Genomic DNA, 15,356 nt, shown 5'->3' on the forward strand with positions numbered 1-15,356 from the left:
TTAGGCTCTCATTGCTTATGCGCTTACTTTTTTTCCATCAAGGATATCACCTTTATGCGACACATAGCTGTGTAGCATCATCCCTGCCATTACAAGGATCATTCCTGTCCATGAGATCATGGATGGAAATGCCGCTTTTAATAGAATTAACTCTCCGATTAAGGCAAATAAAACCTCCATCGATTGTGTAGCTTCCACATTTCCTAGTTTCTGCATATTTCCTCTTACGAGATCGGTTGCCTGGAAAAATAAAATGGTTGCTATTACACCCGAGGTAATCGCTACTAGCCCTGATTGAATCGATTGACCCATACTTGGAGGGCCAACAGTAAACAATCCATAAATAGCAAGTATAATCCATAACGGCATGCTGGCAAGTGTCATTCCTAATACTCGTTGAAAAACATCGAGCCTTCCCCCACACACATCCATCATCTTTCTATTCCCTAGAGGGTAAGCGAATGACGCGATTATGACAGGCACCACTCCTAATAAAACTTCAATTGGCGTAAGAGAACTCGCTTGCTCCAATTGCATTAAAATAATACCGAGCAAGATAATTAATGACATAGCCATGCCTTTGAAAGGTATTCTGCCTTTCACCTGGATGGGGCCCTTTTTAGTCATAACGGTTTCAAAAAATAGCGGGGCTAATAACGATCCAGAGATAATGGTTATTTGCCATGTTGAAGCGATTAACCAGCCAGGTGCATAGGCAGCGGAAAAACAAATTGGTCCGTAAAATAGACCGAAGCCTACAAAGCTCCATAGGAGCCAGGAACGCGGATTATTTTTCATCTCCACCAATAATGGCTTAAGATTTTTCCTCCCATAAACAAGAAGCAATAGCGGTGGAATCATAAAGAAATATCGAAGTGAAGCACTCCATATCCAGCTCCCTCCATCTAACTCCATAGAACGGTTGATAATAAACGTAAATGCAAAAAAGAAGGCAGCTAATATGCCTAATAAAATCGGTCGCATTACCTATATTCCCCTTTAAAATTCATTTCCTTCCAATGAAAATCGTTCACTCCAATGGTTGCATTTTTTTATTATATCAAATATCTGAATTATTTGTAATTTCTAAAGGGAGTATAAGACGAAAAAATGACGCATAAATTGTTTCGTCGTTCAAAAAACACGAAACTTCTTGAGAACCTAAACGTATAAGTTGAATGGCAACTAAAATTTGGGTGAGTGAGGTTGATAGTATGTTTGGAAAAGTAGCAGCGGATATATTAGGGTTAAGTGATGTTGGTTCTGTTATTAAACCAGAAAATTATGATAAGGTTGATTCTGATGATTATGTTATGCATGAAGATAACGAAAAGATTTACTTCTTAATCAAATCTAAATCGGATGAATATTGCTTCACCAACAATGCCCTTATTCATCTCGATGGAACAAGTGCTACGAGTAAAAAGAGGATGCTTCATCGTTATAGTTACGCTACAAATAAAATATCCGATGTGAAGCTTGAGACTGCTGGAACTGTCGACCTTGATATTGAAATTAAATTTAAAATTGGTTCACAGCCATTTTCGATTGATATCCATAAAAAACACATTGAAGAAGTTAAAGACTTATACAAGGCGCTCATAAAGATATCAGAACTGGGTCATGATAATGAAATTTCTCTTCGTTTTGCCAAGGAAAGCCTTGATATTGCCTCCACTACTATAGGACGTGTTAATAGTACAGAAAACAACTTAGTCGTACAATTCAAAATGCTAAATCAAGCTGCATTCCAATGGTTAGAGGAAAGCAAAAAGCAATATAGCGTAAAAGACTTTGGCTTTGTATTTGAAAAATACATTAATAACTAGTTAATTAATGGCTGTGTTAAATTGGGCTGTTGATTTGTGCTCCAGGCGGTTCGGGAAGCCTCCTGCAGGACATTGATTTACTTCCTCGAATCTGCCCACGCACGAAGAAAATGCGATAGCATTTTCGAGGAGTCTCGCGCCTTCCGCACAAATCAACATAGTTCTTAAATCAACCGTTACTTTAACACAGCTAAATAAAAAAAACAGACCCTTTTGGGTCTGTTTTTTCACATGCTATGTGATTAAGCTTTGTTTACGTTAGCTGCTTGAGGTCCACGAGCGCCTTTTTCAACATCAAAAGTTACTGATTGACCTTCTTCTAGAGTTTTAAAGCCTTCGCCTTGGATTGCTGAAAAGTGAACGAATACATCTTCTCCACCTTCGCGCTCGATAAATCCGAAACCTTTTTCTGCATTAAACCATTTTACTTTACCGTTTTCCATATTTGTTGCCTCCTAGTGTGTAATCCACACATTGTATTACTATTCTTGCTCTTTAAAGATCCAGGCGAAAAGCTGTTACTTATTCTTCCCTTTACTACCGAACAAAAATAATTCTACATAATCATACCAGAGAATGAAAAATTAAGCAAGTTCTCGTCCTTGACTCTTCCACTTTTAACTTGAATAAACACCATATACAATGGTCAAGTTATTAAAAATGCCACTAGGATAATTCCCCTAGTGACACAAATAAGAACTTAAGCCTTCTTTTCTAATTCCCAGTCGTATAAATCTTCAATTTGGCAATTTAATTCCTTGGAAATCGTCATGGCTGTACTTAGGTTCATCACTTTCTTTGACATATAGCCGTTAAGCTGGTCTAAAGGAATGTGTGTGTTCTTTTCCAAACCTTCAAGATTCATGCTGTTTTTTGATAATAGGGCTTTGAGGTTACTCTTTTTCGCTTTATAAGTTGACAAAATGACACCTCACTTTTTAAATAGTGTAACACAATGGAAATTTAAATGAAAGGAATCTCATATCATCCACTGTTTCAACAAGGTTAATGTCACTGAAAAAGCTTCACTAGACAGTAACAGGCGATGAAATAAAAAGTGTGATATAATTAAATTGATGAAAAAAAGGGGTGTTGATTTGAGAAACTCAAATAACAGGTTCAATAGCGGGCAAACTGTGAAACTAAAGGACACTGGCGAAGAAGTTACCATTCTAAAATGGCAATATGTGAAAAATATGAAAAGATATTCTTACATTGTTAAGGAGCATCCCGGTACATTTTTTTTCGAAGAAGAATTTCAAACTCAATAAATGAATGAAAAAAGACCAAATCCATGGGATTGGTCTTCTTTTATATTTGTTACTGTCTAGCTTCAGCGCCAAGGCGCTTCCACTTTTCTTTTTAGAACTCTGCACTGCCTGTGGTTCTTGGGAATGGAATGACATCTCTAATGTTTGACATACCTGTAAGGTACATAATTAAGCGTTCAAAGCCTAGACCGTAGCCTGAGTGTTTTGTACCGCCGTATTTCCTTAATTCTAGGTACCACCAATAATCTTCTTCATTCATACCAAGGTCATTAATTTTCCCTGCAAGAATATCCTCGCGCTCTTCACGCTGACTTCCTCCGATTAATTCCCCGATTCCTGGTACAAGTAAATCAGTTGCCGCAACTGTTCTATTATCTTCATTCAATCTCATATAGAACGCTTTGATTTCCTTCGGATAATCCGTAACAAAAACAGGTTTTTTGAAAACTTTTTCGCATAAATAGCGCTCGTGCTCTGTTTGCAAGTCGAGTCCCCATTCGACTGGGTAGGCAAAAGTTTCGCCTGACTCCATTAAAATATTTATTGCTTCCGTATAAGTCACACGTCCAAAACTTGAAGTATGAGCATTGTTAAGGCGATCTAATAAACCTTTTTCAATAAAGCTGTTAAAGAAGTTCATTTCCTCCGGTGCTTGTTCAAGGACATAGCCAATTACATACTTAACCATATCTTCAGCAAGGTCCATGATATCTGGAAGCTCCGCAAATGCCAATTCCGGTTCAATCATCCAGAACTCGGCTGCGTGCCTCGCAGTATTGGAGTTCTCCGCTCTAAAGGTTGGCCCAAATGTATAAACATTGCGGAACGCCAAGGCAAAAGCCTCTGCAGATAATTGGCCGCTAACAGTCAGGTTGGTTTCTTTATTAAAGAAATCCTTTGACAAATCCGTTTTACCCTCTTCATTTTTAGGAGGGTTATCGATATCAAGAGTGGTAACTCGGAACATCTCACCCGCACCCTCTGTATCACTTCCTGTGATGATTGGTGAATGAACGTATACAAATCCTTTATCTTGGAAGAATTTGTGAATCGCATACGAAGCTAAAGACCTAACACGAAAAACAGCTGAAAAAGTATTGGTGCGGGGTCTTAAATGAGAAATAGTTCTTAAGTATTCAAATGAATGTTTTTTCTTTTGTAAAGGATAATCACTATTTGAAAGTCCTTCTATGGAAATATTCGTTGCTTTGATCTCAAAGGGCTGTTTTGCTTGAGGAGTATGAATGAAATCTCCTGCTACTCTAATTGATGAACTTATTGGGAGCTTTGCAATCTCTTTAAAGTTCTCTAATTGTTCATCAAACACGATTTGAACTCCTTTAAAGAAGCTTCCATCATTCAATTCAATAAAACCAAAGGTTTTTGAATCACGAATCGTGCGAATCCAACCAGATAACTCTACCTTTTGGTCAATGTAACTCTCTGTATTTCTGTACAAATCCTTAATTAAGGCTTGTTTCATTTTTTACAACCTCCAACTCTTATGTAAAAATAAAAATCCTCCCGTCACAAGGGACTAGAAGGTAAGTTTCCACAGTATCAATGTTATATCCCTTCAATATTATATTAAACTCCTGCCAAATAAGCAATATTCAACAAATTTTCCTGTAATCTCTTGGATATTTTTCAGAATATTTGCAGGATTTTTTCAACCTTTAGTCGAATTTATTAAGAAATGTTCGATTCTTGTTAAAAGGAGTGTTGATTGTGGATAAAGTTACTTGTATTGCTTTTCTCCTGTATCATTCTTCTAAGAGTCAAGACATCCGAGAAAAAGCCATTCAATTACTGAATGGCGATGTATCTATTAGAGAATTAAAAAGAAATACTGCTATTCATGCCCATTTAGTAATGGCAGAATCTACATTAAAGAAGAAAACAATAAACAAACTTCAGGTACAGAAGTTTGCCGAGGAATTTTTGTTACTTGAGGTCTAGGCTTCCTTCGGGAAGTTTTTTTCATAAACGAAAATTTCCTTGCCATTTTCACTTAAAGCTGTTTTAATATAAAGAAACCCCAATGAATCCCAAAACTGTTTCGCCTTTACATTTTCTGTGATTACTCCAATGCGAGTCCGTACGAAACCTCTTTTACGTAAATCACTTTCATAAAGAGCATACGCCTGAGTACCAAAACCAAATCCTTGGTAATCACCATGAATCATTAGAAGTCCCAGCCACGGGCTTTGGTCTTTTGGATTTTCCATTAAGTAATCCATAACCCCAATATAGGTATCATCCAGCTTGATAAAAACACTTGTAGTGACAGGGTTCAAAAACTCTTCTTCGATTTCTTCAAGTTCCCTTTGGTCACGACCATTTTCAACAACATTATAATATGGATTTGAATTTATAATTTCAAGCGCAATATAAAGCGTTTCTTTTGTTATCTCTTCGAAATGCACTGACATGATTTCCCTCCTGTTCCAAACGATAAAACAATTATAACAATGACCTTAATTGGCTTACAAATTTAAATGAGAAAGGTGATATTATGCTCCAAGTAAATGTGAAAGTAACATATAAAGGAAAAAACTATTTAACAAATGTATTAGCAAACCCAAACACTTCCGAAGAAGAAATTTACCGTCTTGCTTATGAACAGGTTCAAAAGCAATGGCAAGATAACTAAAACAGCGTCCTAACTCTGGACGCTGTTTTTTTATTCTTTATTCTTTATTCTACATTGTATAATGTTTCCGCTACATCCTTCATTAATGGGCTCATGCCATTTGTTATAAACATATGGAGCCTGTGCATCGCACGAGTGCAGACGGTATAAAATAATTTCCGTTCACTTTCATTTCTATAATGAGAACTGTCATAAAGAATAACGGCGTCAAATTCGATTCCTTTTGCTAAATACGACGGTATTACCAAGATGCCTTTTTCATAAGCGATAGTAGCCTTCTCAATTAAATGTAAAGGTAGTTCATCCTTAAGTGCATTATATACTGTTTTACTCTCTGCAGCCGTCCTGCAAATAACCGCTAACGTTCTATGCCCTTCATTAAAAAACTCATTTATTTTATCTTGAATGAACCCATTTAGTAAGTGTGGATCAGCTTTTTTTATTGTTGGTTTTTTACCATGTCGATTAAAGGGTTCGATTCTTTCTCCACCGTCAATCAAGGAACTGGTGAAATCTACAATTTCCTTAGTAGAACGATAGGTTTTTGTCAAAATAATCTTCTCGATGTCATCTCCCTTTTCTTCATAATCCGATAAAACTGTAGGTGACCCTGTCGCACCTGAGAAGATTGCTTGATTGAAGTCGCCAAGAAGTGTCATTTTACTATAGGGAAAAAGCCTTTCAATTAACGCAAACTGAAATGGTGAATAGTCCTGTGCTTCATCAATGAAAATATGACGTATCCCTGTTGTTGATTTTCTGCCTTTCAGTAAATCCTGTAAGTAGACAAAAGGAGTTGCATCCTCATAGGCAATTTTAAAGTTTGCAACCTGTTCAACAGTCTGCAAACATATCTGTTTCCAGTCATCAAAAAGGATTTCTTTATTATCAGCTCCACGTTTAAATAGCTGAATATACAATCCCTGCATATCGATAAAATTTAACCTTTTTACTCGAGCAAATAACGGTCTAAATTTTTGTTTCACGACTTTTTCAGCAAGAAACTTTTGTTCCAGTTCAAAATCATCAAAACTCTTATCAGTAAAACGCTCTTTATCCTGCAGTTCCTGGTATACCTCTAAATAGTCCTCTTTTTCAAGAAATTGAATTTCTTCCTCAACCCAGCTTTTTGAACGTTCCTGTTTGACTCTTCTCTTTAACTCTCTTAATAGCCAATCCTTTACCATTTCCAGTCGATTAGGAATGGTAAAACTATTATCTAACGAATAAAAGTAATCATAGATCGCTTCCTTAGAGAAGACAATCTCGCCTCGGAAAATTAAATCTTTAAAAAGCAGACCTTTTCTAGATAAATCAATTACATACTGATCGATAATTTGTTTAAACGCTAGGCTTGATTTATAGCGGATTCCTTTAACCCTGGCTTGATAATCTGAATGGCCCTCCTTGTTGTTAAGTAAAAATTCCATCTGGTCAAAAGGGTCCTCAACTTCGAATTGATTCCCGATTCGATTATTTAAATATTCCATAAAGGTAGCCTGCTCCATGTTCTCTTCACCTAGTTCAGGGAGTACCGTCGATACGTAAGAGTTAAACAATGGGTTCGGTGAGAACAGCATAATATTCTCAGACTTCAACGTTTCACGATACCGGTAGAGCAAATATGCAACACGTTGTAGAGCAGCAGATGTTTTACCACTTCCTGCTACCCCTTGAACGATAAGGAGTTTACTTTTCTCATTCCGAATGATTAAATTTTGTTCTCTCTGAATCGTGGCTACAATACTTTTCATTTGTGCATTAGCGTTATTTCCAAGGACCTCTTGAAGCATTTCATCCCCAATGGTTACTCCTGTATCAAACATGGCCTTTATATTGGCAGCTCGAATGATAAATTGTCTTTTTAGATTCATCTCCCCTTCAATCTTACCGTCCATTGTTTGATAAGAAGCTGGGCCCGGGGCAAAATCGTAATAAAGGCTGGAAATAGGGGCTCGCCAATCATAAATTAAAAAATTCTCATCATTCTCATCCATAAGTGAAGCAATTCCGAGATACACATGGTCAACGTTGTTCTCCCCCGTCTCCAAAAAATCAATCCGTCCAAAATAAGGGGAATAACTTAAGCGTTCAAGAATACGGAGCTGTTTATCCATTTGTTTATACGTCCGCTCCCGCTCTGATAACAATTCTGCCTGTTGTTTTATACTGGCTGCCGTTTCGATAACATCATCCGGCTCATCCATATTAACCGTTACATCTTCCCAAAAGGTCTTTCGAAGCTCTAGTACATCCGAACTAACTCCTCCAGTATTTTTCTGGAGTTTTTGCTTTTTCTTATCAATTTCCTTAATTACTGTACTTACTCGTTCCTGCTCCAATTGTAAGTCCCTATTTAAGGTTTCGCTCATTTGACCACTCTCCAGACAAATTTTCTTCCCATATATATTTGACAACCATACCCTTGATGTGCTAATATATTATTAGGGAATTTTTAATCTCTATATAATTGTATTTCAAGACCAAAATTAATATTATCATGATTACTTATTGATTTCAATATATATCCTGCGCCCTGAAGGCGTTTTTTTTATGACTAATCTCGATTACTCACTATTTCAGCTACCTTTTCAACCCCAAAATTCTCTAATTCAACAGTTCTTCTCTCTCCATAAACCCAATCTCTAAATTGTCCATATAGCAATATCATTAATATACGTATAGACAAATAGTCTACACCCTTAAATTTAACCTTAGACAGTTTATATTTTTTAAAAAACTGATCTAACCCAATACTCATTAGCAAAACCCTTAGGTTTGCACTCCAATTATTCTCTTTCAAGAAGGACATAGTTGAAAATAGAGCTAGGGAAATTGCATACAAAGGGACGATAATAAAATGCTCTGTCCATGAATGATACTTTCCAAATCCGAAACGAATCTTACGGGTTGACGCAAAGAGAAATAATAAATTTGCTTCCGTTACCATAATCATCAAGAATAACGAAATAAAGCGAATGACCGGGTTTTTCTTACTTAATAATAAATTCCACCAATCACTGATGTTAAAGTAGATAGGAATCAAAATTAAGGTGTATACGGTTTTCCACCAATAATGTTTATATACTTTTAACCTTAAAAATAAGAGTTCCACCAGTGTAAAATATATGCCGCCAAGTAATTTCCATACCCACCCTAATTTCGAAGCAGTTAAGAATAGAGCCGTAAATGGGACAAAAATGGCCTGTGATAATATAGCACCAAAAATATTATCAAAAAAGTCATTTTTAATCACTTTTGGTTTATATTTATAAGCTTTAAAAAGATTTAATACAAAAAACTCCAGTAAATAAGCAAAACCGATATTGGACATTAAGAGAGTAAATAAATGCTTTTTATTCCTAGATTTATAAAAAGAAACACCTAAAAGAGTTGTTTGGATAAGGAACAAGATAATAAAGGGTATTTTATTACGTTTGGATTTCTTCATACTCATATCCCATTTCATTAAGCAGTATTATTGGTAGTATTTGAATTTCCACCCGTTTCATTCCAACATTTCGTCTACAACATAGTAAAAAGCTCTCCAGCAGGAGAGCTTTAATTTTTTTCCCATTGACCCTTCAAAATCTTAGCAAGTTCGAGCATGCCATATTTCCCAGCCTTCTCTTCCGCGTCTGAATGGATGATATAAACCTTTTTCAAAAATAAGTCACCCCTCGGATTTGTAAATGTCGTTGTTGAAGTATTCTTACCTTTTAGTCGATTGTAGCATTTTTTTGGATGATTCGCAGTCAAATTTTAATATATCAGAATAACAAATTATACACCTTGATATTCTCATATAATGAAAAGGATTTTATAGAATGGTCTTTTTCCTTGCTAAAAACATTAAAATTAGCCTCCATTTCATTTCAAACCTAGTTATTACTTCTTCTTTGATGCCCAAATGACCATCAACAAAAGCACATCTTATAACTACTGTAAATACTTTATTATTATTTTCATAACTCATTTATTTTTCCTTATAATTTGATAGATTACTACAAAACACTCAAGACTTTTGTCGAAATTCCATCCTATTTGACCTATATTCCGAGGAATTTAGCAAAAAATTAGAGAAAATTTACCCATTGTTTTGTCCTAATTTTCTAAATATTATGTTATTACGGCCGTAATACATTTAAATGGGGGAGAAAAATTGAATAAGTTTATTAAAACCAGTCTATCTTCAGTCATGCTTGCAGGTACTTTATTCGCAGGTTTCCCAAGCTCCGACATTCTATCAAAGGATGGAGGATTATTACATAAAGCGGAAGCCGCTTCCATCGCTACACATTCAAACAGCTCACTAGATTTAGCTGTGGTAAATGATGAAAGATTAATAGAATCTTTTATTAAACAAGGGCTTCTTTCAAAAAATGCCTCTGATGAAACAAAGCAAAAATTCCTAAAAAACTACCTCGAGTTAAAAGGCAAACAAACAAAGGGCAATGAGGCTGATCCGTTAGCCGCAAAAGTAAAAGCTGCTGAAGCAGAAAAACAAAATAAATTTAAAGAATTTAACAATGGTTTATTAAATGGAAATGGGAACAAAAACGGACACTTAAAGGGTAATCCGGATCCTGTACAAGAAACAACATATACTGGTGAAAAAAGAGAAGACAAAGTTCTTGTCCTAGCTGTTGAATACTCTGACTTTGAACATAATAAGATTAACCCATCCGAGACTGACAACTATTATAAAGACTATCCACTTAGTCACTATGAAGATATGATTTTTGGAGAAGATGGTGTTAAAGGTCCGAACGGTGAAGATTTTGTTTCTATGAAACAATTTTATGAACAGCAATCTGGTGGAACTTATTCTGTAGATGGTAAAGCCTATGGTTGGATAAAGGTTCCAGGAACTGCGAAGTTTTATGGTGCTGATAGAGCAAGCGGCGGTCATGATAACGTAGTACCAGGTGGGTCGAAAAAATTAGTTGCTGATGCCTACGCTGCAGCTGTAGCTGCTGGTGTTCCAGTTGATAATTATGATTTAGAAGATCCACATGATCTTGATGGTGACGGAAACTTACGTGAAAAAGACGGTTTAGTCGATCACTTAATGATTATTCACTCAGGCGTTGGTCAAGAAGCAGGTGGAGGATCCCTTGGTGATAATGCTATCTGGTCACACCGTTCTGCAACCTTGGTTGATCCAGATGGATTAGGTAACGGAAAGCCTGGATTTTACGATTACACCATGATGCCTGAAGACGGTGCAACCGGAGTGTTCGCGCATGAATATGGTCATGATTTAGGCTACCCAGATGAATATGATACAGTGTACTCTGGTACTGGTGAGGCAGTAGCTTACTGGTCAATCATGGCAAGTGGTTCATGGGCTGGAAAAATTGGTGGTACAGAACCAACTGGATTTTCGCCATTAGCAAAATCTTATTACCAATCATACCTAGGTGGAAATTGGACAAATGACACAATTGAGTTAGACTGGAGTGAGGTAACTACAAAAGGAACACAAGTGTTACTTGATCAAGCCAACTCTCCAAATGGGAAAAACGCAATTGCAGCAAAAGTAAACCTACCACAAAAAGCTACAAATATTAATAAACCTGCTACTGGCAGCTTCGAGTACTGGGGCGGTCAACAAGATGAAATCGATACAAACATGGTTACAAGTGTGGATTTAACAGGAAAAACTTCTGCAACATTAGAGTTTGATGCATGGTATCAAATCGAAAAGGATTGGGATTTTGCTTTTGTACAAGTCTCTGAGGATAACGGTGTAACTTGGAAATCTTTAAGCAATAGCAACACTGTTTCAAGTGCAGTGCCTGAAGCATATCCAACAATCGCTCCTGCCCTCCCTGGTTTTACAGGTAATAGTAACGGCTGGACGAAGCAAGCATTTGATTTGTCCGAATATGCAGGTAAAAAAGTACAACTTCGCTTCCGTTATATTACTGATTGGGGAACATCAGAAAAAGGCTTCTACGTAGATAACATTAACGTTAAAGCAGATGGCACTTCTGTTGTGGTTGATGGTGCAGAAACAAAATCAACATTTACTTTAAGTGGTTTTGAAAAATCAGACGGAAATAAATACTCTGATCACTACTACCTATTAGAATGGCGTAACCATGCAGGTGTTGACGAAGGTCTAGCCAATATCAAACGCGGACAATCATTAATGAGCTATGATGGCGGTCTTGTTGTCTGGTATATAGACCCAACTTTTACAGACAACTGGACAGGCATTCACCCAGGTGAAGGATTCGTAGGCGTTGTAGATGCTCATCCTAATACTGATTTATCATGGACTATAATTGGTGGAGCACCAGTTCAAGCTTCTTCTCGTTTCCATATTGCTGATGCGGCATTTGGTTTAAACCCAACTTCTGGATTAAATCTTGATTATCCAGGTCTTCAAACATTGATTGAACCAAGTCAGCCAGCAGTTTCACTTTTCAATGACAGCAACTCTTTTGTAAATACATTCATGCCTGATGCTGGCCGAAATATCGGTAACTTTGGCCTTAAGGTTCGTGTGAACGGACAAGCAAAAGACAAATCTGTTGGTTCGATTGTAATTTACAAATAATCAACAAAAATCTCACCTCCCCATTTAGGAAGGTGAGATTTTTTATTGAGTTAATTCGGCTTTTTCGCTGACCTGTTCAAACCAAAGTCGTGTCTGCTCCGGATCTTTATCATTAATAAATATCTTCTTATCTTTTAATTCAATATAGATATATGGAGATGACCCTTTTTGAATATAAAGCAGGCTGCTGCCGTAACCCCTCACTTTAAAATGTCCTTTTGAAAGTGTTGGCAGACCAACGCCGTTAGTTCTCACCGTAACCTCTGGAAGTTTTTCCATAAGTTCAATCGAAGTTATGTCCTCATAATTCCATTCATCACCATACATCCCTGTTATCTCAAAGCTTTCTTCCTTTGCTACTAGCTCGTACCCTTGATAACTAAAATATGATAGAGCACTTATGCCGCCAATTATGACAATAAATAAGGAAATACTTATAACATAGCTGCGTTTGCGCTTTTTTGGAACCTCATATTTTGTTAAATAAATCATTCCTCCCATTAAAAATATAATCATAAATCCAAATTGAACTTCCATTGCATATTTAAACGAGGTAAACATGAGCGGAAGCAATATCAACATGCCAATGGCCGTTATGATTAATAATCCACCCATCCTCTGTGGATAACCATTACGAATTAACTCCTCCTGTTCTTCCTTCGGCCGGGAAGCGAAGCCTGAAATCAGCCAGTAGCCTTTCTTTTTCCTTACCACCCCTCCAAGAATAAGGAAAACCACAATCACACTTATATGTACTGCGAAAAGTCCCCACATTCCAGCACCCCCCTACAATATATTTGCTATATATATTACTACGATTTATCATTTGTGATAGATTCACTTTTTCAAGAAAAAGAGGGCCATAATCGACCCTTATTCATTTTATTAAGTTGGCCGGATGATTACCCTTGTGCCGTTGGGAACCTTTTCGGCAAGCTGAAGAACATCCCGATTATGCATTCGAACACACCCATGAGAAACTGCTTTACCTATTGAACTCGGATTATTGGTGCCATGAATACCATACCCCTGCTTTGATAACGATAACCACAATACACCAAAAGGTCCGCCTGGATTCATCTGCCGATTCACAATCACAAATTCTCCAGTCGGAGTAGCTGTGAGCATTTTTCCTACGGCAATCGGGTAGATTTTTTCGAGCTTTCCATTTCGGTATAATGAAAGTCTTCTTTTCCCAACCGAAATTTGTATCGAATAGGGTATCGTATTTGGGTCTGGCAGACCAGGGATTTGAATTTTTTGTCCTACATATAATTGCTGGTGATTGACACCGGGATTGGCTGCATAAAGACTTGCGAGGCTTACCCGATAATCCAAAGAAATTTGGTAAAGTGTATCGCCCCGCTTCACTATATGAATCATGATATCCCACCTTTTTTCTTATAACATATGTTGGAATATCAGAACCGTTGCCTATAATAAAAGGATGTCACAGGCTTGTTAAATCAAATAGAGGCGACATATCCTTTCGGATGTGTTGATTATAGAAATAATCATTACTGTCTGGGTCATACACATAATCCTTTTTCCAATCCTTAATGTTCGTAGTTATCTCTTTCATTGCTTTTACAAATAATAAAATTTCCGCATTGGTCATAATGGGATGCAGTGAAAACCGGACCCACCCTGGTTTAGTAGATAAATCTCCCTGATCAATTTGTTCAGCGATTTGCTTCGATTTAACTTTGTCGATTTCCAATAAGTAATGACCATATGTTCCTGCACATGAGCAGCCTCCGCGAACCTGAAATCCAAATCGATCATTTAGTAAACGAACAATAAGATTGTAATGAATGTCCGTAATCGTTAATGAAACTATTCCGATTCGATTTCGTTGATGACTCTCTAATACATGCAGATTAGGAATATTCTCTAATCCAGATAAAAGCAGCTCTAGCTGTTCTCTTTCTCTCGCTAAAATTTGTTCTATTCCCATTTGTTCCTTTAATTTTATACACAAAGCTGTACGAATCGCTTGAAGAATTCCTGGTGTTCCTCCATCCTCACGATGCTCAATGTCGTTAATGTATTGGTGTCCACCCCAAGGATTTGTCCATGTTACCGTCCCACCTCCTGGATGATCCGGCACCTTATTAGTATAAATTCTTTTATCAAAAATTAAGACACCACTCGTGCCGGGTCCACCTAAAAATTTATGCGGAGAAAAGAAAATGGCATCGAGTTTCTCCATAGGGTCTTCTGGGTGCATATTAATCTTCACATAGGGAGCAGAGGCAGCAAAATCCACAAAGCAAAGACCTCCGTGCTTATGCATGATTTTGGCCAGCCTATGATAAGGGGTTTGGATTCCCGTTACATTCGAGCATGCCGTAAATGAGCCAATTTTAACCACTCGGTCACGGTACTGTGACAGAAGTTGTTCCAGATGATTTACATCTACTAGACCTTCCGAGTCAGGTTTAATAATCTCAACATCCGCTAATGTCTCAATCCATGAGGTTTGGTTGGAATGGTGCTCCATATGTGTGAGAAAAACAACTGGTCTATTCCGCTCAGAAAGTTTAATACTTTCTTTCCATTGTTCTGGAACCCTAATTCCCATTATTCTTTGTAATTTATTCATCACAGATGTCATCCCAAATCCATCAAGAATAACCGCATCATCCCCATTTGCATTTACGTGTTCCTTTATAATCTTTCTTGATTGATTATAGATACCCGTCATCATTGAACTTGTAATATTTGATTCCGTATGTGTATTTGCCATAAAAGGACCGAATACCTCTGAAATTTTTTCTTCAATTGGCCGAAATATTCTTCCACTAGCCGTCCAATCTGCATAAATAATCGGTTTTCTTCCGTGTGGGGAGTCAAACTCCTGGTTAATGCCGATAACATGAGACCTGAATTTTTGAAAATACTCTTCAAGATTATCCGGCAATGTATACCATTTACTCCCGATTCTTGCAGTAATCATACTTCAGCTCCTCTCCAAACAAATCCTGCTAATACTATATGCAAACCGCCTTTATCTTGCCGACAATTCCTAATTT

At 37.0% G+C, this 15,356-nt stretch carries 15 protein-coding genes; 5 read left to right on the top strand and 10 right to left on the bottom strand.

Translation table 11 applies throughout. The features are described 5' to 3' along the window. Positions 1-15: 15 nt before the first annotated feature. Entirely contained in the window at positions 16-984 is a 969-nt protein-coding gene (locus QNH48_RS19865; protein ID WP_283951696.1) for a DMT family transporter, read from the bottom strand. Between the two features lie 230 nt (positions 985-1,214). Here QNH48_RS19865 and QNH48_RS19870 point away from each other — a divergent pair, with 230 nt between their 5' ends. After that, positions 1,215-1,829: a PH domain-containing protein gene (locus tag QNH48_RS19870; RefSeq protein WP_283955829.1), complete on the top strand. Its 615-nt coding sequence runs from the start codon at positions 1,215-1,217 to the stop codon at positions 1,827-1,829. 242 nt (positions 1,830-2,071) lie between these two features. Here the strand turns inward: QNH48_RS19870 and QNH48_RS19875 are convergent, their stop codons facing one another. Next, positions 2,072-2,272 carry a cold-shock protein gene (locus QNH48_RS19875; protein WP_095251122.1) on the bottom strand — a complete coding sequence of 67 codons (201 nt, stop codon included), beginning with the start codon at positions 2,270-2,272 and terminating at the stop codon, positions 2,072-2,074. 257 nt (positions 2,273-2,529) lie between these two features. Next, positions 2,530-2,751, bottom strand: a complete 222-nt coding sequence (locus QNH48_RS19880; RefSeq protein WP_095251123.1) for a helix-turn-helix domain-containing protein — start codon at positions 2,749-2,751, stop codon at positions 2,530-2,532. A gap of 175 nt (positions 2,752-2,926) precedes the next feature. On the opposite strand from QNH48_RS19880, the gene QNH48_RS19885 reads away from it, so the two are divergent. Beyond that, entirely contained in the window at positions 2,927-3,100 is a 174-nt protein-coding gene (locus tag QNH48_RS19885) for a hypothetical protein (protein WP_193747866.1), read from the top strand. A gap of 91 nt (positions 3,101-3,191) precedes the next feature. On the opposite strand, the gene asnS is transcribed toward QNH48_RS19885, so the two are convergent. Continuing rightward, positions 3,192-4,583, bottom strand: coding sequence for an asparagine--tRNA ligase (gene asnS, locus QNH48_RS19890; protein ID WP_133366975.1), 1,392 nt, complete (start codon positions 4,581-4,583; stop codon positions 3,192-3,194). Positions 4,584-4,828: 245 nt separating this feature from the next. Here asnS and QNH48_RS19895 point away from each other — a divergent pair, with 245 nt between their 5' ends. Beyond that, positions 4,829-5,059 (top strand): hypothetical protein, encoded by a 231-nt coding sequence (locus QNH48_RS19895; RefSeq protein WP_283951697.1) that lies wholly within the window; start codon positions 4,829-4,831, stop codon positions 5,057-5,059. On the opposite strand, the gene QNH48_RS19900 is transcribed toward QNH48_RS19895, so the two are convergent. Further along, positions 5,056-5,532 carry a GNAT family N-acetyltransferase gene (locus tag QNH48_RS19900; protein ID WP_283951698.1) on the bottom strand — a complete coding sequence of 159 codons (477 nt, stop codon included), beginning with the start codon at positions 5,530-5,532 and terminating at the stop codon, positions 5,056-5,058. The two genes, QNH48_RS19895 and QNH48_RS19900, sit on opposite strands and share 4 nt — an antisense overlap. An 83-nt stretch (positions 5,533-5,615) precedes the next feature. On the opposite strand from QNH48_RS19900, the gene QNH48_RS19905 reads away from it, so the two are divergent. Next, entirely contained in the window at positions 5,616-5,753 is a 138-nt protein-coding gene (locus tag QNH48_RS19905) for a BA3454 family stress response protein (RefSeq protein ID WP_095251128.1), read from the top strand. 44 nt (positions 5,754-5,797) lie between these two features. Here QNH48_RS19905 and helD read toward each other — a convergent pair whose 3' ends face one another. Then, positions 5,798-8,125: an RNA polymerase recycling motor HelD gene (helD, locus tag QNH48_RS19910; RefSeq protein ID WP_283951699.1), complete on the bottom strand. Its 2,328-nt coding sequence runs from the start codon at positions 8,123-8,125 to the stop codon at positions 5,798-5,800. A 185-nt stretch (positions 8,126-8,310) separates the two neighbouring features. Then, the gene (locus QNH48_RS19915) at positions 8,311-9,222 is read right to left on the bottom strand and encodes a hypothetical protein (RefSeq protein WP_283951700.1); all 912 of its coding nucleotides are present in this window, start codon (positions 9,220-9,222) and stop codon (positions 8,311-8,313) included. Positions 9,223-9,915: 693 nt separating this feature from the next. Between QNH48_RS19915 and QNH48_RS19920 the strand changes: the two genes are divergently transcribed. Next, positions 9,916-12,321 carry an immune inhibitor A domain-containing protein gene (locus tag QNH48_RS19920; RefSeq protein ID WP_283951701.1) on the top strand — a complete coding sequence of 802 codons (2,406 nt, stop codon included), beginning with the start codon at positions 9,916-9,918 and terminating at the stop codon, positions 12,319-12,321. A 42-nt stretch (positions 12,322-12,363) separates the two neighbouring features. On the opposite strand, the gene QNH48_RS19925 is transcribed toward QNH48_RS19920, so the two are convergent. The 3 genes from QNH48_RS19925 to QNH48_RS19935 form a co-directional block, all read right to left on the bottom strand. Next, complete coding sequence (locus tag QNH48_RS19925) at positions 12,364-13,095, bottom strand: DUF3784 domain-containing protein (RefSeq protein ID WP_283951702.1); 732 nt, start codon at positions 13,093-13,095, stop codon at positions 12,364-12,366. Positions 13,096-13,206: 111 nt separating this feature from the next. After that, positions 13,207-13,704, bottom strand: a complete 498-nt coding sequence (locus tag QNH48_RS19930; RefSeq protein WP_283951703.1) for a L,D-transpeptidase family protein — start codon at positions 13,702-13,704, stop codon at positions 13,207-13,209. A 67-nt stretch (positions 13,705-13,771) separates the two neighbouring features. Then, positions 13,772-15,280, bottom strand: coding sequence for an aminotransferase class V-fold PLP-dependent enzyme (locus QNH48_RS19935; RefSeq protein WP_283951704.1), 1,509 nt, complete (start codon positions 15,278-15,280; stop codon positions 13,772-13,774). Positions 15,281-15,356 lie beyond the last annotated feature (76 nt).

Source organism: Neobacillus sp. YX16 (genome assembly GCF_030123505.1).
Lineage (GTDB): Bacteria > Bacillota > Bacilli > Bacillales > Cytobacillaceae > Neobacillus.